The organism is Flindersiella endophytica (assembly GCF_054779015.1).
The window spans coordinates 842,390-861,267 of record NZ_BAAGYY010000009.1 but is presented as its reverse complement, the minus strand read 5'-3'; the positions used below and the strand labels follow the sequence as shown (position 1 = coordinate 861,267).

The window sequence follows — 18,878 nt, the reverse complement described above, 5'->3', positions numbered from 1 at the left end:
TATCCAATGCCGAATGCCACCGAAGTGTCACGTCTGGCCCTTTTGTACGCGCGGCTGGCCGGTTCCGGCATAGCGCTCGACGACCGCGGCCGCTTCCTCGGCGATCCGCGTGCGCAGTTCCACCGGCTCGAGCACCTCGACCTGGGTCCCCAGCCTGAGGAACTCGTGCGTGGCGTGGCGGATGCTCTCGATCGGCAGCGCCGCGGTGACCCAGCCCTCCTCGTCCGGCTCGGAGGCGGACTCCCGGGCGGCCCGCGCGACGAAGCCGCCCTGGTAGAAGGCGAGCAGGTCGTACGCGAACGGCGACAACCGCACGACCGCGCGCTCGCGGTAGAGGCGCTCGCCGTACTCCTCGTTCCAGTTCGACCAGTAAGCCGCGAGGTCGAAGTCGTCCGGTCTCGTGAACGACTCGGCGAGCACGTCGATCGCCTGGACCCGGGCCATCCGGTACGTGCGCGGCGAGCCCTCCGAGGCCGCCACGAGGTACCACGTGCCGGCCTTCAGCACCAGGCCGTACGGCTCCAGCCGCCGGGTGACGACCTGCCGGCCCCAGCGCTCGTACCGTACGGAGATCACCCGCTGGTTCCACACCGCGTCGGCGACTGGCTCGAGGTAGCGAGGGCTCTCGATGTCCTTGAACCAGCCGGGCGCGTCCAGGTGGAAGCGCTGGCGCACTCTTCCAGCCCGGTCGCGCAGCTCGGGCGGGAGTGCGGCCATCAGCTTCAGCTGCGCCGCAGTGAGCACGCTGCCGAGCCCGAGCTCGGCGGCCGCGCCCGGTGTGCCGGCGAGGAACAGCGACTCCGCCTCGTCGGCGGTCAGCCCGGTGAGGCGCGTGCGGTAGCCGCCGAGCAGCTGGTAGCCGCCGGCCGGGCCGCGGTCGGAGTAGACCGGCACGCCGGCCGCCGACAGCGACTCGATGTCGCGGTAGACCGTGCGGACGGAGACCTCGAGCTCCTCCGCGAGCTGCTCGGCCGTCAGCTTGCCCCTGGTCTGCAGCAGCATCAGGAGCGAGAGGAGGCGGCTCGCACGCATGACAGACATCTTCCCTCAGATTCCTGACAGGAACTGACAGGTATCGGGGGCATGCTGGGAACCATGAGCAGCATCAGTGCGGAGTACTACGACGCCGGCCGGGCGCGGATCGTCGAGCTGGTGAGCCGGCCCGGCGTGGACCTCACGGCGCCGGTCGCCGCCTGTCCCGGCTGGACCGCGCGGGATCTCGTGGCGCACCTGGCCGGCGGACTGGGACATTTCATCGTGCGCGACTTCGACAGTGGCGGCCATGCCAACCACGGCGAGCGGACCGTCGCCGAGCGCCGCGGTAAGTCACTGGACGAGCTCCTCGCCGAGTGGGAGCGCAACCGCTCGCACGCGGACGAGACGCTCGCGTCGCCGGTCGGTGGTGTGCTGGTCGCCGAGATCATCTCGCACGAACACGACCTGCGGCAGGCGCTCGGCGAGCCGGGCGCGCGCGACGATCCGGCGGTACGCGCCGCCACCGAGCGGCCGCTGCAGGAGATCGACAAGCGCCTACGCGAGGCCGGCGGCCAGGCGGTCAGCGTGATCGTCGACGGCGACGAGCAGGTGCTCGGCGACGGCGAGGCCACCTCGACCGTACGGCTGACCGCGTTCGAGCTGCTGCGCGCGATGGGCCGGCGCAGCGAGCGGCAACTGCGTGCGCTGGACTGGGACGGCGAGCCGCGGCTGGACGTGTTCACGCTGTTCGGGCCCCCCCGCGAAGCAGATCTGGAGGAGTGAACGGCATGAAACTCGACCGCGCACAGGTGCTCGCCTACCGCGTGGCCACCCAGGGCCTGCACCGCGAACCGGCAGGCCCGCTGGAGCTCGCGGTGCTCGACCTCGGCGTGCAGTGGTCCAACGCCGGCACCTTGCGTACGGCGCTGGCCGCGCGGCTGCCGGACGTCGACGCGACCGACGTGCTCACCGACGAACGGTTCTCCGTGCTGTGGTCGTTCCGCGGGGCACCGCATCTGCTGCGGCGGGCCGACCTCGCGGAGCTGGCGGGCTCGCTGTGGCCTGTGAGCGAGGCCGACGCGATGTCGCGGCTCGCGGCCGAGCGCAAACCGTTCAAGCAGGCCGGCGTGCAGGGGCTGGACGCGTTCACGGCGACGGCGAAGGCGCTGCGCAAGGTGGTGACCCACGCGCTGCCGAAGGGCGAGGTGAGCGCCGGCGTGACGCGGCTGCTGCCCGACTCGTACGCCTACGAGTGCCGCGGCTGCCAGTCGACGCACGTCTACGGCGGGCTGTTCCAGCTGGCCGGGCTGCCCGCGGGCATCGAGATCGTCGCGACGGCCGACAAGACAACCCTCGCACCGTTGCGGAAACGGCCTCCGATCCCGACGGAGTCGGCCGGACCGGCCGAGCCGATCCTCGCCTACCTTCGGCTACACGGGCCGGCGACCGCCGCCGAGGCGGCCGGCTATCTCGGCACGACGGCCACCGCGATCCGGCCGTGGTGGCCGGACGATCTGGTGGAGGTAGGCGTCGACGGCAAGCGGACCTGGATCACGCCGGATCGGGCCGACCTGCTGCGCCGGCCGCGTTCGGTGCGAGACGTCGTACGGCTGCTGCCTGCGTACGACCCGTTCCTGCAGATGCGCGACCGCGACCTGCTGGAGCCGGATCGTGAACGCCAGAAGGCGATCTGGCGGATTCTCGGCAACCCCGGAGCGGTGCTGGCCGGTGGCGAGGTGGTGGGCACGTGGCGGGCGAAGGCCGGCCGCAAGGGAGCGCTTGACATCACGGTCGAGCCGTTCGGGAAACTGCCACCGAAGGTGCGCAAGGCCGTCGAAGCCGAAGCCGCCCGAGTCGCCGAGGTCCGCTCGGCGACGGAGGCGCGAGTGACGTTCGCCGGCTAGACGATCTGTTCCAAGGGGTCGCCGGTCAAGCGCGCGGCGCATGGCGCCGCGCTGGCAAGGCGGAGGAGGAGCCAGGAGGGGCCTCCGGCGATCGACGACAACGCAGCCAGCGTGGATGCCAGGCGTCGCGCGTCAGGCGACCCCTTGGAATAGATCGTCTAGGGGATGTCAGATGGCGTCGGCTTCGTTGAGCTCGCCGGTCTCGCCGTCGGCGAGCTCGCGCACGATGTCGAGATGGCCGGCGTGCCGGGCGTACTCCTGCAGCACATGGAACAGGATCCAGGCCAGCGTCGGCGGTGGCTCGGCCGTTCCCTCGGCGAACCGGCCGCCGAGCGCGGCCGGCTGGTCGAGACCGGCGGCCTCGGTGACGATCTCGCGAGTGCGCCGCCCGCCCGCGTGCAGCGAGGCGACCAGCAGGCCCATTGTCTCGTCAGGTCCGACCTGCCAGCCGGCCTCCGGGTCGTCGTCGGCGTTGTCGCCCCACGGCGCGTCGACCGGCTCGGCCGTGAACCCCCAGCGCAGCCAGCGACGTTCCATGTAGACAAGGTGTTTGAGCAACTCCAGCGGCGTCCACCCCGAGGGCAGGCGGCTCGTGCGCAGGTCGTCCTCGGAGAGACCGTCGACCTTGCGCGCGACGACCTCGCGGTAGTAGTCGAGGTAGTCGAGGAACAGCTGGGTCTGGTCTCCGAGCTGTTTCGGTGGCTCGCTCAGCGGCTGGCTCATGCCATCCAGACTACGGTTCGATCCGCCATCGGATGCCTTGCACCGCAAGTGAATCCAGGAAGTCCGCCGGATCGAACGCCTGCGCCGGCGCTCGTACGCCTGGCTCGGCGGTGCCGTTCGCGAGGCGTTGCACGGCCTCGGCGGCGTTGAAAGCCGTTGTGCCGTAGGTGTCCTGGCCTTCGACGATGCCTCTGACACGTCTCCCCGCTGTGTCCATCGCGTCGGCGACGATGACGAACCGCGCAGCGCGGCGGTCCTGCTCCGGTGGGCCGTCGGCCGGCAGTCGTTCGGCCAGTTCCGGCGTGAGAGAGCTGAACAGGGTCGCGATCTCCTCGTCCGCGAGCGTCAGGATGCGACTCGCGTCGAGATGGCGGGGCAGGGTGACGAGCTCGGGCAGGGCGAAGCTCACCATGACGGCCGTCTCGCCGCCGGGAAACGTCATCGTCAGCTTGGCGGGCTCGACGGAGGTGAACAGGTCCCGGTTGGCCAGCGCGGTGCGAGCAGAGCCGCGGGTCAGGCCACCTGCCTCCCGGATCCGGTGCGCGATCGTCAACTCGTCGACGCCGGCCAGCCGGTGGGCCGCGAGGCTCGCGATCAGGTCGGCGAGGAACCCGCCGTCGTTCACCATCGGAACGACGGCCACGCCGGCCCGTTCGGCGTCGTCGGCGAACGTGTCGAAAACCGTTTGGACATAGGACTGTTCGCCGGCGAAGTCGACATAGTGACAGCCGGCGGCGATCGCGGCTCGCACCACGGGAAGGCCGTACGACACATAGGGCGCGACGGCGTTGACCACGGCCGAACAGTCCTGAAACACGTCGGTGAGGGCGACGTGATCGGACAGGCGGGCGACACGGATCTCAGCGCCTGCCACGCCCGCGGCCACTGCACGCAGACGGTCGGCGTTCCGTCCGATCAGCACGGGTTCGAATCCCCGGCCGGCCAACTCGGTGACGACCAGCTTGGCCGTGTAACCGTTCGCACCGTAAACAGCGATCTTCGTCATGCGGGCAACCGTAGGTCTGGGCCGGAAGACTTCCCATGTCCGAACCGCTTGCTCCCATCGCCGATCGTCTTGCCGGTTGCGCCGCGGCGATAGATTCGCGGAATGGACGTGCTGAGCGACGCGATCACCGCGATGCGTGCTGGCCGCGCGCATTCGACGCTGACGCGACACTCGGCGCCCTGGGATTCGCGCTTCCCCGACGGAGACTCCGCCGGGTTTCATATCGTGGTAGAGGGTTCCGCCCGGTTCCTGCCACCTGCCGCCGAGCCGGTTGAGCTCAGCGCGGGTGACATCGTGTTCATGACGCGAGAACGCGGGCACGGGCTCAGCGGCGAGGGGCGGGCAGTCCTGGTGTGCGGCGCGTACCTCCTGGACCGGACGCGTCCGCATCCGTTGCTCGCCGGGCTGCCCGACGTGATTCACCTGCCCGCGAGCGAACGTTCCGATCCGTCCCTACACGCGGCGGTCGAGCTGCTCTGGCGGGAACACGAACTACCGCGGCCGGGCGGCGGTGCCGTTCTCTCGGCGCTGCTCGACCTGCTACTTGTCTCGATCGTCCGGACCTGGCTCGAGGCGCATCCCACGGCCGGCTGGGCCGCGGCGCTCGACGACCCGGCGATCGCGGGCGCGCTGCAGGCGATCCACCAGAACCCCGCGCGGCTGTGGACGGTGGAGGCACTCGGCGCGCAGGGCGGATTGTCGCGGGCGGCGTTCTCCAAGCGCTTCACGGCGTTGGTCGGCCAGCCACCGTTGACGTATGTGACGTGGTGGCGGATGGTGCTGGCCGCTCGCCTGCTGCGCGAGAGCGATGCGCCGCTGGCCGCGGTGGCTCAACGGGCGGGATACGCCTCGGAGTTCGCGTTCGCGCGGGCGTTCAAGCGCGAGTTCGGCGTGGCCCCCGGCGGATATCGGAAAGCCGTCGCCTAGACGATCTATTCCAAGGGGTCGCCTGACGCGCGACGCCTGGCATCCACGCCGGCTGCGTTGTCGTCGATCGCCGGAGGCCCCTCCTGGCTCCTCCTCCGCCTTCCCAGCGCGGCGCCATCCGCCGCGCGCTTGACCGGCAACCCCTTGGAACAGATCGCCTAGCGCTCGGCCACTTGCCTGCTCGGGCGGATGGCGGCGTCGATGGCGGCGACGTCAGGCCACGCGGTACGTCAGGATCACCACACCCGACGGCAGCGCCTTCGCGTCCACGAAGTCGAACGTCACGGCTGCCGAGCCCGGCTGGAACAGCAGGTCCTGCGGGCCGCCGTTGCGCACAAGAAACGGGTGCACCCACAGCCGCAGCTCGTCCAGCAGGCCGGCCTCGAGCATCAGCTGCGTCACGGCGCCCACGCCGTACTGCACGATGTCCTGCCCGGGCTGCTCCTTCAGCCGCCCGATCTCCTCGACGACGTTCTCCGAGATCACGCTCGTGTTGGCCCAGTCAGGGTCCTGCAGCGTCGTCGAGACGACGTACTTCGGCATGGTGTTCATCCGGTCGCTCAGCGGATCACCCGATCGCGACTGCCACACCGGCGCGAACGACTCGTACGTGCGCCTGCCCATCAGCACCGCGTCGCAGGCGAGCAGGAGGTCGGTCTGGACCTTCTCGCCGGCGCCCTCGCTGCTGCCGAGCGCGGGCCAGGTGTGAACGTTCTCGACAACGCCGTCGAGAGTGATGTACGTGGAGTTGATGATCTTTCGCATGCCGGGTAGACCGGGAGCCGGCTGGAAACTCATCGGTGCCTCTGCCGGAGGCGGCACGCAGGCCGCTCAGCCGGTGCCGAGCGTGATGCAGCTGTGCGGCTTGGCCGCCCGCGCCCACCGCTCCAGCCGATCCACGAAGTCGTGCGCCGCGTCGGGCCAGTGGTAGTTCATCCGGGCCGCCTGATGACCGCGCTCACCCATCTCCACCCGCAGGTCCGGGTCGTTCCGCAGCTGCAGGACCGCCTCAGCCGTCGCCGCCGGATCGTCGAACGGGACCACGACCCCGCACTTGTGCACCTGAACCAGCGACTCCGCCGGCGGCAGCGGCGTCGTCACCACCGGAACGCCGTGCGCCATGTACTCCACGACCTTCGTCGGCGTCGAATGCCGGTAGTTCGGCATGTCCCGCAGCAACGACAGGCCGCACAGCGCGCCGTCGAGCAGCGCCATCGCCTTGTTGTAGGGCACGAACCCGTGCCACTTCAGTACGCCCTCGGCCTGCGCGTCCGAAAGCAGCGGCCGGGCGTACCCGTCGGCCGCACCGATGATGTCGACAGACACACCGGACCCGGCCAGCAGCCGGGCGGTCGACACCAGCGTGTCGACGCCGCGGGCGGCCGTCAGATGTCCGACGTAGAAGGCTCGATCGGCGCCGGCCGGAACGACTGTGTCCGGAACGTAGGTCGTGTTGAGCACCACCGGGTGCACGCCCACGAAACGGCTGCGGTAGCCCGGCTCCGCGAGCATCAGCCGGAAGTGCTTCTCCGCGAACTGCTCCAGCCGGCGCGCGAACGCCGTGCCCACTGGGCGGACCGGCCCCGGCAACCACGGCTTGGCGACCATCGAGGCCGCGGTGTCCTCGTGGACGTCCCACACGACCGCGCCCTCGAGCCCGCTGCCGTAGGCCGCCATCAGCAGCTCCGGGTCGTGCAGGATCACCACGTCGGCCGCCGGGCCGCGCTGCCTCAGCAGCTTGCGCGCCGCGCGGAGCGCCCCCAGCCGCCGCCGGCCGGACGAGCGCGGCAGGTCGATCGTCTCGATCTCCGGCCACACCTCGGTGTCGTACGCCGTGAACGGTGCGGCGTACGTGACCGCGTGCCCGGCGTCCAGGAGAGCTCGGATCTGCCGGTGCAGGATCCGGGTGTCCTGCGGGTTGTGTACGACTGTGCAGACCAGAACGCGCAGCTTCATGAGCCGTCAGAGCACCTCTATGTTGGCGCAGTATTTGTCCGGCCCCCGGCTGCCACGCAGCCCAGAGCCCACCCCACCCCTGCCGCGCAACCGACCACGGGTGTCGAGCAGAAGTTGCGCATCGGTCAACATCATGTTGTCGTATGCCGAGTGCGCCTGGAGCAGAATCGTAAGGTCCGCTGTCGCGAGCGCGTGCTCCAGGTCGGCAACACGCCTCACCGGCACGCCGTCGACCGTCCACTCGGGAACGTACGGATCATGGAACAGCACCTCGGCGCCCAGCCTCCGTAGGCGCCGGGCCACCGCTGACGACGGCGACTCGCGCTGATCGGAGATGTCCGCCTTGTAGGTGACGCCCAGCAGCAGGACGCTGGCGCCGTTGACCGCCTTGCGGTTGCGGTTGAGCAGGTCCTGCGCGCGCTGCGCGACGTAGACCGGCATCCGCTGGTTGATCTCCTGCGCCAGCTCGACGAACCGGAACGGGAAGCCCAGCCTCCGCACGCTGTAGGAGAGGTAGTTGGGGTCGATCGGGATGCAGTGCCCGCCGACGCCCGGCCCCGGATAGAACGCCTGGAAGCCGAACGGCTTGGTCGACGCGCACGAGATCGCATCCCAGAGATCGATGCCGAGCTCGTTGCAGAACACCGCCATCTCGTTGACCAGGGCGATGTTGACGTGGCGGTAGGTGTTCTCCAGCAGCTTGGCCATCTCGGCCTCGCGGGTGCCGGCCGCGCGCACCACTGTGTCGCAGATCTTGCCGTAGAAACCCTCGGCTCGCTGCGTGCAGGTCGGCGTGTGACCGCCGACGACCTTGGGGGTGTTGCGCAGGCCGTACGTCGGGTTGCCGGGGTCGATCCGCTCCGGGGAGAACGCCAACGCGAACCCCTCCCCCGCCGCGAGACCGGAGCCCTCCTCGAGAATCGGCCGGACCACCTCGTCGGTCGTGCCGGGGTAGGTGGTCGACTCGAGCACGACCAGCATCCCCGGCCGCAGCTGCCCGCCGACGGTCCGGGCCGCGACCTTGACCGCGGTCAGGTCAGGCCCCCCGTCGGAGTCGAGCGGGGTGGGCACACAGATCACGATCACGTCGGCGTTCGCCAACTGCCGTTCATCTGTCGTTACCGTGAGGCCGGCCGCCAGCATGTCGGCGACGTCGGCGTTGGTGATGTCGTCGATGTGGGACTGGCCGGCGCGCAGCCGCTCGACCACCGGGGGCGAAACATCGAACCCCAGCACCCGCAGGCCCGCCTTGCAGGCTTCCCTGACCAACGGCAAGCCCACATAGCCGAGCCCCACCACAGCCAGATCCAGCACCGATGACTCCTCGGAGACTCCTAGTGCCGCTTGGGTCTTGGACGTCAAGCTTTCGGACACCCCGAGACTGTAGGTCGGATCAGCCTCCCCCAGCACTTCGGAGCAGAGCATCCGCAGCAGAGTTCGGTCAGAGTTAGCTAATCAGCAACCTAGCGACACCCAACCGTAACCCAAAGCCATCGCGCGCATGCGCAAGGTACGCGTGTCGCGGCTGTCCCGGGTCGAGTGGATCAGAGCTCGTAGCGGGCGAACCGCCCGCGGGCCTGGTCGTAGTCGCCGTGCAGCAGGTCGCTCCAGGCGCTCACGACGCCGTCGGGGTCGAAGCGCGCGTAGGCGTCCTGCTTGGCCTCGGCCGAACGCCGCTGCCAGGTGTCGGCATCGGCGTCCTGCAGGACCAGCTTGACGGCATCGTCGAGCGAGTCGCAGAGCCGCTGCCGGCCGTAGGCCTCGGCAGCGCCCTCCCAGCCGCGTACGACGGGTACCGCACCGGAAAGCATGCCCTCGCTGACCGAAGTGTGCGAGCCCTCGACGTCCGACAGCGAGAGGATGTGGCCGGCCTTGCGGTACCACGCGCCCATATCGCGGCTGAACCCGTCGAAGATCACAGCGCCGCGTAGCAGAGGGTCCTTCTCGATCCGCTCCATCGCCCGCTGCAGCTCGTGCCGCTCCTCCGGCTTCTCCCAGGACGGCTTGTGCGCCCAGCCCATCTGGCTGCGGATGAGCAGGCTGAACCGCGGATCCTCTTTACGGACGGCGGCCAGCAGGTCGAGTGCGAGGTCGAACCGCTTCAGGCCCGGAATGATCCCGACCATGCCGAGCGTGAACCGCGCGCCGGCGTGCTTGGGCCGGTCCAGGCGCTGCGCCGCGACGTAGTTCGGGATGTAGATCAGCTTCGAGGCAGGCCAGCCGAGCTCGTTCTGGATTCGCAGGCCCATGTGCGGAGCGATGTAGACCACGGCGTCGACGGCGTCCAGCTGGACCCGCCGCGGATAGTCGGTGTCGATCTCGAACCGGTGCAGGCGGATGATCAGGCGCTGGTCGGGCCGTTTGGTCTCCGACAGCCAGATCGCGTTGGGCCGGACCCAGTCGGCGACCAGGACCTGCGCGGAGCGGGCGAGGTTTTCGGTGATGCCGTCGTTCCTGGCCCCGGCACTGCGCCACTCGTCGATCATGACGTCCAGGTCGGGCTGGTCGTCGAGCAGTCCGGCCAGGTCGTTCATGAACCGCATGTCGAAGCCGAAGACCCGGGCGCGGATCGGCGACGCGGACAGTGGCTCGCCGGACGGAACCAGCCCGAGCAACGTCTGCACGCCCGCGTGCTGCGCGTCCGCCGACCAGTCGGGGGCGGGCTCGTCCCAGCCGAGCGCCGTCGCTCCCGAGCCCCACCGCTCGCGGACCGGCTCGTCCCACGGCCCGGCCTCGCCGAGCAGCCGGGCGGCGGCATAGGAGTATTTCCGGCGCGTGCCCTGGCCGGCGGCCTGTTCGGCGAGCAGCGTCCGCCACAGCGCCAGGTGGTCGGGCACGGTCTCCGGGAACTCGAAGGAACCGGACGACTCGCCGGGCTCACCGCGCGCACTGGACTCCGAGGGCTGCGCCGGCCGGCTGACCCGCGCTTCCGGCTCGACACCTGTGCAGGTCTCGCACTGCCGGTCGCGGGCCAACGGCGGAAAGACGACAGTGCGCACCTGACCGGCGACGACCCGCTCGAGGATGCCCGCGGCGTCGAGGCTGTCGGCCAGCAGCCCGCCGATCAGCGGTGTCGCCTGCCGCAGGTCAGCGGCCCACGGCACCGGCTCGCCGGCCGCCGCGCGTTCGACGGGAACCGCCAGCAGCCAGACCGCGGCCTTCGGAACACCGGAGTGCACCGCGGCGATCGCGGCGTCGGGAGACTCGGCGATCACCAGCCGGGCATCTGCCAGCCCGGTCAGCCGGGGGTCGGGCTTGACCTCGAGGGTGGTGCGGCTGACCGGCGCCCGCGAGACCGGACCCGTGGCCCGGCGCAGGCCGGACCGCACCAGCACCTTCTTGGCCAGCGAGCGCAACCGCCGGACGAACGGCCGGACCAGCCGGCGGATCAGCCGGAAGACGCCGTAGCCGATCGCGCGGATCGCCCGCCAGATCCAGCGCAGCACGACACCGGGGATCGAGGGGGTACGCGCGGCGGGCGCGGACGCGTCACCGCCGTCCACGGGTGGCGGAAGCGGGCTCCACGCGACTTCGTGAACATCGAGGCCGTGCCCGGTGAAGGCAGAGTGAACACTTGCTCGCCAACAGCACACACCTGGGTGGGTCGGCCACCGGTCGTCCGTGAGGAGAACTACGCTTCGCATGCCGACTGATACATCGGTGACCTGCTCCTGAGGTGTGGGTTCGTCAACCATCACGAGACAAGCAGCATAGGGACATATCCACGCGATGCCGAGCACCGACGTTGAACAAACCGGGCACTCTGCGACTGTGAGGCAAGGCGGTCACGTCCCAACTGCGTCCATGTCTGACACTACGCCTGTGGACCCTACCGACAACGCCACCGCCGCCCGACCGTCGGCGCCGAGCCGCGCGCTGCGCCGGCAGGCCGGCCGGCTGAAGCAGCGGGCAGCCACCGCCGCAGCTCAGACCACCCATGTCCGCTTCGTTTCCTGGGACACCATCGAGGTCTCGATCGGGTTCGGCCTGCGCAAGCGGACCTACTGCCTGACCGACCCGAAGGCCACCCGCACGCTGCGCGCGTCCGCACTCGCCGTCGACGTCCCGGACCCCGCCGCGCTCGAGCGGCTGGCCGGATCCGGCGTGCTGGCCGGCGGCGTCCGCCGGCTGCGGCTGCGGGTCGAAACCGTCCCGGACTGGCTGCGCGGAGGCCTGCGGTTGCCGAGGACGGCCCGCGACTCCACCCGGGTCTCGTGGCGGGCCAGCGGCGCCGGCCTCGACCTGCGGCTCGCCTGGCGCAACCGGCACCCCGTCGCACGTGCTCTCGCCGAGCTCTCCGCCGGCCTGCTCCGGCCGCGGCGCTGGGACCAGACAGGCGGACCCGTCTACGCCACCGACCGTGCCGACTGGCTGCGCGGTACGTCGAGCTGGCCACAGTCGGTGCTCGGCGTGACCGACCGCAAGGGCCCGTTCGGCGCTCCTGATCCCGACGCGGCCAACTCCGTCGGGGTCTGGGGTCGTCCCCAGGAAAGCACAGCCGGAAAGCCAGGAGAGCCGTCCCAGCTGGTGACCGCGGTCGCCAACCCGCACGGGCGCAAGCTGCTCGGCGCAGCCGCGAAGTACACCCTCGAGGTCGGCCGGGCCGGTGACCAGAGCCTCCAGATCGGCTTGCGTACCGAGGACGGCGTGGTCGCGTTCATGTTCCGGCCGGCGCGCTCGGTCGAGCAGACATTGCTCACGGGACGGCTCGACAAGTACGGCGTGATCGTCGTCGACGAGGAGCTTCCGGCCGAACCGTTCGTCTACGCCGTGGTGCGCGCGCTCGGCGCCTGCGGGATGGTGTTCGCCGGCGGCACCGACGACAGCCGGGCCCAGCTGCGCGAGCTCGGGCTGGTCACCACCTCCCATCCGGCCGAGGTCGACGACCTCGACGGCTACCTCCTCAGCGTCGCCGCTTCCCGGCATGCCGCGATCCGGCTGGATCCCGCGATCAGGCATACGCCGTTGGCCGGCGGCGACCTGCCGTTGCCGGCGATCTCGGTGGTGATCGCCACCAAGCGGCCCGACGACATCGCGACCTGCCTCGGCGACCTGGCGGCGCAGAACTATCCCGCGTTCGAGGTGCTGGTCGGCACCCACGGCTACACGCTCGCCGACGACGTGCGGGCGGAGCTGACCGCCAAGCTGCCTGCGCCGCTGCGCTTCGTCGAGATGCCGGCCGACCACACCCTGGGCCGGATCCTCGGAGAGCTGTCCCGCAAGGCCGACGGCGAGCTGATCTCGAAGGTCGACGACGACGACCGTTACGGTCCCGACCATCTGACCGACCTGTTCCTGGCGCACCGTACGTCCGGCGCGGACCTGGTGGCCAAGTCGGCGCGGTTCGTCCACCTGGCCGACGAGGGCAAGACGATCGACCGGACCTGGGCCGCACCCGAGGCGTTCGCCGTCACGCCGGCCGGCGGCACCATGCTGCTGTCCCGCGGCGTGCTCTCGGCCGCGGGCGGGTGGAGCCTGTCGCCGCGACACGTCGACGCCGACCTGCTCACGCGGGTCAACGCCACCGGCGGCCTGACCTATCGCACACACGGGCTCGGCTATGTCTACACTCGGCGCCACGCGGGACACACGTGGCAAGCCGATGCTGCCGAGATGCTGAACAGCGGTGAGATCCTCTACGAGGGTCTGCCGACGACCATTCTGGCCGGGGACCCCTCGATATGAGCACATCGCTACGCAGGAAGACCGTCAAGCGCGCGAAGGCTTTCGCCCGAGACCATCTGTCGCCCGAGACTCAACAGCGCCTGAAGAAGGCGATCCACAAGCTGCTCGGCCGCAAGACGGCCGTCGTGAGCAAACCGGGCATGACCGCTGCCCGGGTCGCCTACGGCGCCGGCGAGTACGACGAGGCGACCAGCCACATCGAGGGCGTGCTGCGCAAGAACCCCAACGACCCGAAGGCACTCGAGCTCGCGTCCCAGATCGCTTTGAAACAAGGCGAGTTCACCAGGTCGGGCAAGCACGCCGTGTGGCGGATGGAGCTCACCAAGAACCCCGGGCACTGGTCGTACGCCCGAAAGATCGTCGGGCGCACCCGTGAGACCGACCCGCGCTGGCAGCCGAACCTCTCGGCTCCGCCGCCCTCGCAGGAGCCCATGCCGGGCTGCGCGCTCTATCTCGCCAAGGAGTCACGGCCCTTCCTGCACAACGGTTTCTGCACCCGCTCGCACGAGACGCTCGAGTCGCTGGCGAAGGCCGGCCGCGATGTCGTCGGCGTGACGATGCCCGGATTCCCAGGCGTGCTCGGGATCGACGACCCGCCGACCGAGAGTCTGGTCGAGGACGTGCGCTACAAACACCTGATGCCCGCCGCCGGGCATGCGCTGAAGGCGCTCGCGCTGGACGAGTACGTCGAGCTCACGACCCGCGCGCTGGCGGGCGCGGTCGTGCGCGAGCGGCCCGCCTTGCTGCACGCGGCGTCCGGGCACCGCGGGTTCGAGTCCGCGCTGGCCGCCAACGCGGTCGCCCGCTGGGCCGGAATCCCCTGGCTGTACGAAGTTCGCAGCTTCTTCGAGACGACGTGGACCGCCGACACGCGCTACACCGAGCGCGGCGAATACTACGAGCGCAGGTTCGCCACCGAGGGCCGGATGATGCGGGCGGCCGACCTGGTCGTCACGCTGTCGGGCCCGATGCGCGACGAGATCGTCGAGCGGCACGGTGTGCCGGCCGACCGCGTACACGTGATCCCGAACGCCGTCGACCTCGACCGGTTCGCACCGCAGGAAAGGGATTCCGCGCTGCGCTCGCGGCTGGGCCTGGAGGGCACCTCGACGCTCGGCTACGTCAGCAACCTGTCCCACCCGCGCGAGGGCCAGGAGGTGCTGATCCGCGCGGTCGCCGAGCTGCGGTCCAAGGACCGCGAGGTGACCGGCCTGCTGGTCGGTGACGGTGGGCGGAGGAAGGAGCTGGAAGCGCTGGCGAAGAAGCTCGGCGTGGCACGCTGGGTGGTGTTCACCGGCAACGTTCCGTTCGACGACGTGGCGCAGTACTACGCGCAGATCGACCTGTTCGTGGTGCCGCGGGTCGACGACCGGGCGGCGCGGATGGTGTCGCCGATGAAGCCGTTCGAGGCGATGGCGATGCGGGTGCCGCTGGTCGTCGCGGATCTGCCGGCTCTGGCCGAGATCGTGGGCGCCGAGGGCTCAGAGGGCGAGCAACCGCGCGGCAAGGTGTTCGCGACGGGCGATCCGACGGCGCTGGCGAAGGTCGCGGCCGCGTTGCTCGACAGTCCGGACGAACAGGCCCGGATGGTCGACGCGGCGGCCGAGTGGGTCGCCAGGGAACGCACCTGGGCCGCGGTCGCGGCGGCGTTCGGCGCGGCCTACGACACGTTGCTGGAGACGTCGAAAACCCTGAAGACCCTCGAGACACCGGAGACCTCGGAGACTGTCGCATGCTGATCACCCGCCGAATCGGCTTCGAGCCGAAGCTGGCAGCGCAGGACGGTATGCGCATGCTGGCCCAGCACGACTGGACGACCGAGCGTGGCGGGTTGTTCTGCTACTTCCCCGTCGTTCGCGGAAACCCGTTCCAGGCCTTGCTCTACAGCGGCCTGAGGTCGGCCGGGCTCACGCCGGTGCCGACCTACGACGCGCAGACGACGCTGGAGCTGGCCGATGCCGTCGCCGGTAGCGGGCTCGACTTCGTAGCGCACATCCATTGGCTCAACGTCGTGATGGCCAAGGCCGAGGACGAGACCGAAGCCCGCGACATGATGAAGGGCTATCTCGAGCAGCTGCACGCGCTCGCCGACAGCGGCGCCCGGCTGATGTGGACCGTTCACAACATCCTGCCGCACGAGGCGCGTTTCTCCGACCTGGAAGCCGAGCTGCGCAAGGAAGTCGTCGCGCTCGCCGAACGCGTCCACGTGATGAGCCCGAACACCCGCGAGCTGGTGGCGCCGTGGTTCGACATCCCGCAGGAGAAGCTGCTGCAGGTCCCGCACCCGAGCTACCACAACGTCTACCCCGCGTGGATGTCACGCGAGCAGGCCCGGCTGGAGCTCGGGATCGCCCCCGACGCAAGGGTCTTCCTGCTGATCGGCCGGGTGCAGCCGTACAAGGGACTGACCGAGCTGCTCGACGCGTTCGACGAGCTGTGCGAGGCCGAGCCCGGCCGCAACGTCCTGCTGGTGGCCGGTCCGCCCAACAAGGAGGACGAGACCCGGGAGTTCCGGCAGCGCCTGCTCACCCATCCGTCCGCGCTCGCCGCGCTGCGCAAGATCCCTGACGACGAGATGCAGGTCTACCTGCGGGCCGCCGACATCGCGGTGTTCCCGTACCGCCGTTCGCTGAACTCCGGTGCGCTGGCGCTGACGCTGACGTTCGGGCTTCCGGCGATCGTGCGGCAGAGCTCCGGTGAGAGCTCTCGACTGTCGCCGTCGTACAGCATCGTCTACGACGGCGAGGAGCCCGACGGCCTGCTGCGCGCGATGTCGGAGGCCGACCGGCTGTGCACGCCGGACGCGCGGACCTGTGCCGCGGGCACGGCTGAACGCGTCTCGCCGGCGCGGGTCGGTGGAGCGTTCGCGGCCGCCGTACGCGAGTGGCTCGACACACCGCTGTGAACACCACTGGCACGACCAGCTTCCTGCTCGCCACCAGCAACGGCACCGGCATGGGCCACCTGGCCCGGCAGTCCGCCGTCGCCCTGGCGTTCAAGGATCCGTCGCGTGTGACGCTGTTCTCGCTCTCGACTGCCGTGCACGTGGTCGCGCGGCAGGGGTTGCGGGCGGAGTACTGCCCGAGTCATCACCGCGGCTGGATGCCGCAGCCGATCTGGCATCGATACCTCGCCGACCGGGTGAGCGCATTGCTCGACGAGACCGGCGCGAAGGTGTTCGCGTTCGACGGTGTGGCGCCCTATCTCGGGCTGCTGAAGGCGCGCGGCCGGCATCGCGACGTGGCGTTCGTCTGGTGCCGGCGAGGCATGTGGCGGCCCACTGCCAACGCCAGGTTGCTCGACCTGCGTTCGTTCTTCGACCTCGTGGTGGAGCCGGGCGACCTGGCCTCGGCGGCCGACCGCGGCGCGCCCGCGAAGCTCGCCGACGCCGTACGAGTGCCGCCGATCTCGCAGCTGGAGCACGCGCCGCTGCTGCCGCGCGCCGAGGCGGCCGCCGCGCTGGGCCTCGACCCGGACCGGCCGACCGCGCTGGTGACGCTCGGAGCCGGCACCATCAACGACACGCAGACGCCTTCGATGGCAGCGATCCAGACGTTCCTGTCCGATCCCGAGTGGCAGGTCGCGGTCACCCGCGCGCCACTCGCCCAGGCCGGGCTGCCGGAGGAGGACGTCAAGCGGGTCCACGAGCTGGTCGACGTCTATCCGCTGGCGCAGTACCTCTCGGCGTTCGACGCGGCGGTCAGTGCCTCCGGCTACAACTCCGTGCACGAGCTGGTGCCGGCCGCGGTGCCGACGGTCTTCGTGCCGAACGCCGCCACGCCGACCGACGACCAGGTGGGCCGGGCCAGGCAGCTCGCGGCTGACGGTCTCGCGCTGCAGGCCGGCGAAAACCCTTCTGCCGTTGCCGATGCGGTCCGCCGGCTGCTGGACGGCAGCGTGCGCGCCGACCTTCGCGCGCGGTGTGAGGAGCTGCCGGCGCCCGACGGCTCGTCGACGGTCGCGGCGCTGCTTTCCCAGCTGTCCGGCGAGTTTCGCGCGCACGAGCGTACGTTCGGCCGGACCCTGCGCACGATCGACGTAACCGCACGGGAATTCGCGATGCGCGCATTGGGGCAGCGCGGGATCACGCTCGCGCGGCGCGCGATGCGGAAAGCGCCGCAGCCCGGACCGAATCGAAGATTGCGCGTTCGCCCGCAGGTTATTGATCAACTTGATCCTGCCGTGCTGCGCGGTGATCAACCGGTTGAGCATCTCCTCCCGGACTCCTCCAGCGCCTATCGAACGCGTCGTCTCGAGATCGCTCACGGTGCGTACACCTGGCCGGCTGATTCCTAGACAGCGGACGGATCGGGCTTTTACACTTGTCAAGGCGTCCAGACACAACGCTTCGGACCGCGGACGCCGGGCAGGGCCTACAGAGGGGACCACAAAGGAATGGGCAGGCATTCCGTAGAAACAATTAACGACCCAACTTTCAATCTCGGAATACTGAGCCATTTCTTTCCGCCGGATATCGGCGGAATTCCTCGTCTACACAGCTACACCGTCGACGCTTATCCGGAATTCGGTGTGCGGCCGGTGGTCGTTGCCGGCGGCCAGGTGCACACCGAGATCAACCGCGACTATCCCGTGCTGCGTTCGCCGGAATACTCCCGCGCGTTTGAGTTGCGGCGGCAGATCCGGTGCGGGAAGTTCGGCGACGACGACCCGTTCGAACGTTCGGGCTGGGACCGTTTGATCGGCGATCTCGCCCGAACCGTCGCGCCGTTCTTCGCCGACTGGAACGTCACGATGGTCAACTCCCACGTCTTCTCCGACCTGCGGGTCGGCTCGGAGGTCGCCAAGCTGCTCGGCGTGCCACACGTCCACGTGGGCCACTCGTCGTACCGTTCGGCGAGCTACCTGCGGAAGGAGTCGAAGCGGCTGCGGACCAAAGCGCCGTTCGTCACGCAGGAGAACGTCCGGCGGACGCTCGAGACGACGGCCGTCGACCTCTACATCGTGCACAGCCGGCACGTCCACGACAAATACGTCGAGATGGGAGTCACACCGGACCGGATCCGGGTGCTGCCACCGGCGGTCGACGTGTCGATGTTCAGACGCGACGACGGCGGCGCGCAGAAACTCAGAGCGCGGCTGGATCTCGGCGAAGCGTCGTTGATCACGTGCCCGACGTTGCGCAAAGGAGGTTTCGACCAACTCCTTTGCGCTTTTTCTTCGTTCTACAAGGAAAACGCGGGCGAGGCGTATCTGCTGTGCTGCGACAGCCATGCCGTGGCCGACGACTACCGCCGGATGGTCAAGGACGCCGGGCTCGACGATCGGGTCATTTTCACGTCGTTCTCACCGGAAGCCATGCCGGCCGTTTACACCGCGAGCGATGTGGTCGTGATGTGTTCGATCGAGGAAGGGATCGGGTTGCCCGCACTCGAGGCCCGGGCCTGCGGCACTCCGGTTATCGCGAACCGGTTCGGTCCGTTCGTCGAATACATCGACCACGAACGTGACGGCCTGCTGGTCGAGCGCGAAGACGCCGGAGGACTGGCCGCTCATCTGGGCCGCATCGTGTCGGATCAGGTGCTGCGCCGGCGTTTGTCGACAGCGGGAATTGAGCGCGCACAGGAATACTCACACACGTTGCTCGCCGGGCGCTATATCTCGATTTTCGAGAACTACGCCGGCTGAGCTCACACCGCCTCCCCCGCCCGGAAGCAGCGGCCCACCCCCAGCGATGTGTGCCT

The 18,878-nt window shown here is 69.8% G+C and carries 15 protein-coding genes; 8 read left to right on the top strand and 7 right to left on the bottom strand.

Features of this window, described 5'->3' with window-relative positions; translation table 11 throughout:
• Window positions 1–27: 27 nt before the first annotated feature.
• Window positions 28–1,032, bottom strand: a complete 1,005-nt coding sequence (locus ACYVF6_RS09180) for a helix-turn-helix transcriptional regulator (protein ID WP_460518556.1) — start codon at window positions 1,030–1,032, stop codon at window positions 28–30.
• A gap of 63 nt (window positions 1,033–1,095) precedes the next feature.
• Here ACYVF6_RS09180 and ACYVF6_RS09175 point away from each other — a divergent pair, with 63 nt between their 5' ends.
• Entirely contained in the window at window positions 1,096–1,758 is a 663-nt protein-coding gene (locus tag ACYVF6_RS09175; RefSeq protein WP_460518553.1) for a maleylpyruvate isomerase family mycothiol-dependent enzyme, read from the top strand.
• 5 nt (window positions 1,759–1,763) lie between these two features.
• Window positions 1,764–2,879 carry a winged helix DNA-binding domain-containing protein gene (locus ACYVF6_RS09170; protein ID WP_460518550.1) on the top strand — a complete coding sequence of 372 codons (1,116 nt, stop codon included), beginning with the start codon at window positions 1,764–1,766 and terminating at the stop codon, window positions 2,877–2,879.
• A gap of 168 nt (window positions 2,880–3,047) precedes the next feature.
• Here the strand turns inward: ACYVF6_RS09170 and ACYVF6_RS09165 are convergent, their stop codons facing one another.
• Both ACYVF6_RS09165 and ACYVF6_RS09160 read right to left on the bottom strand, forming a co-directional pair.
• Window positions 3,048–3,602, bottom strand: coding sequence for a DinB family protein (locus ACYVF6_RS09165; protein WP_460518547.1), 555 nt, complete (start codon window positions 3,600–3,602; stop codon window positions 3,048–3,050).
• A gap of 10 nt (window positions 3,603–3,612) precedes the next feature.
• The gene (locus tag ACYVF6_RS09160) at window positions 3,613–4,608 is read right to left on the bottom strand and encodes a saccharopine dehydrogenase family protein (protein WP_460518544.1); all 996 of its coding nucleotides are present in this window, start codon (window positions 4,606–4,608) and stop codon (window positions 3,613–3,615) included.
• Between the two features lie 102 nt (window positions 4,609–4,710).
• On the opposite strand from ACYVF6_RS09160, the gene ACYVF6_RS09155 reads away from it, so the two are divergent.
• Complete coding sequence (locus tag ACYVF6_RS09155; protein WP_460518541.1) at window positions 4,711–5,535, top strand: AraC family transcriptional regulator; 825 nt, start codon at window positions 4,711–4,713, stop codon at window positions 5,533–5,535.
• A 213-nt stretch (window positions 5,536–5,748) separates the two neighbouring features.
• Here the strand turns inward: ACYVF6_RS09155 and ACYVF6_RS09150 are convergent, their stop codons facing one another.
• The 4 genes from ACYVF6_RS09150 to ACYVF6_RS09135 form a co-directional block, all read right to left on the bottom strand.
• On the bottom strand, window positions 5,749–6,300 hold the full coding sequence (locus ACYVF6_RS09150; RefSeq protein ID WP_460518538.1) for a dihydrofolate reductase family protein: 552 nt from the start codon (window positions 6,298–6,300) through the stop codon (window positions 5,749–5,751).
• 66 nt (window positions 6,301–6,366) lie between these two features.
• On the bottom strand, window positions 6,367–7,491 hold the full coding sequence (locus ACYVF6_RS09145; protein WP_460518535.1) for a glycosyltransferase family protein: 1,125 nt from the start codon (window positions 7,489–7,491) through the stop codon (window positions 6,367–6,369).
• Between the two features lie 6 nt (window positions 7,492–7,497).
• Complete coding sequence (locus ACYVF6_RS09140) at window positions 7,498–8,865, bottom strand: nucleotide sugar dehydrogenase (RefSeq protein ID WP_460518532.1); 1,368 nt, start codon at window positions 8,863–8,865, stop codon at window positions 7,498–7,500.
• A 170-nt stretch (window positions 8,866–9,035) separates the two neighbouring features.
• On the bottom strand, window positions 9,036–10,994 hold the full coding sequence (locus ACYVF6_RS09135) for a hypothetical protein (protein WP_460518529.1): 1,959 nt from the start codon (window positions 10,992–10,994) through the stop codon (window positions 9,036–9,038).
• Between the two features lie 319 nt (window positions 10,995–11,313).
• On the opposite strand from ACYVF6_RS09135, the gene ACYVF6_RS09130 reads away from it, so the two are divergent.
• The 5 genes from ACYVF6_RS09130 (at window position 11,314) to ACYVF6_RS09110 (ending at window position 18,822) form a co-directional block, all read left to right on the top strand.
• Window positions 11,314–13,176: a glycosyltransferase family 2 protein gene (locus tag ACYVF6_RS09130; protein ID WP_460518526.1), complete on the top strand. Its 1,863-nt coding sequence runs from the start codon at window positions 11,314–11,316 to the stop codon at window positions 13,174–13,176.
• Window positions 13,173–14,915, top strand: a complete 1,743-nt coding sequence (locus tag ACYVF6_RS09125; protein WP_460518523.1) for a glycosyltransferase — start codon at window positions 13,173–13,175, stop codon at window positions 14,913–14,915. Before ACYVF6_RS09130 ends, ACYVF6_RS09125 begins: the two co-directional genes overlap by 4 nt.
• Window positions 14,909–16,081 (top strand): glycosyltransferase family protein, encoded by a 1,173-nt coding sequence (locus tag ACYVF6_RS09120; RefSeq protein ID WP_460518520.1) that lies wholly within the window; start codon window positions 14,909–14,911, stop codon window positions 16,079–16,081. The genes ACYVF6_RS09125 and ACYVF6_RS09120 overlap by 7 nt, the downstream gene beginning before the upstream one ends.
• Complete coding sequence (locus ACYVF6_RS09115; RefSeq protein WP_460518517.1) at window positions 16,078–17,472, top strand: glycosyltransferase family 28 protein; 1,395 nt, start codon at window positions 16,078–16,080, stop codon at window positions 17,470–17,472. Before ACYVF6_RS09120 ends, ACYVF6_RS09115 begins: the two co-directional genes overlap by 4 nt.
• Window positions 17,473–17,715: 243 nt before the next feature.
• Complete coding sequence (locus tag ACYVF6_RS09110) at window positions 17,716–18,822, top strand: glycosyltransferase family 4 protein (RefSeq protein WP_460518514.1); 1,107 nt, start codon at window positions 17,716–17,718, stop codon at window positions 18,820–18,822.
• Window positions 18,823–18,878: the final 56 nt, after the last annotated feature.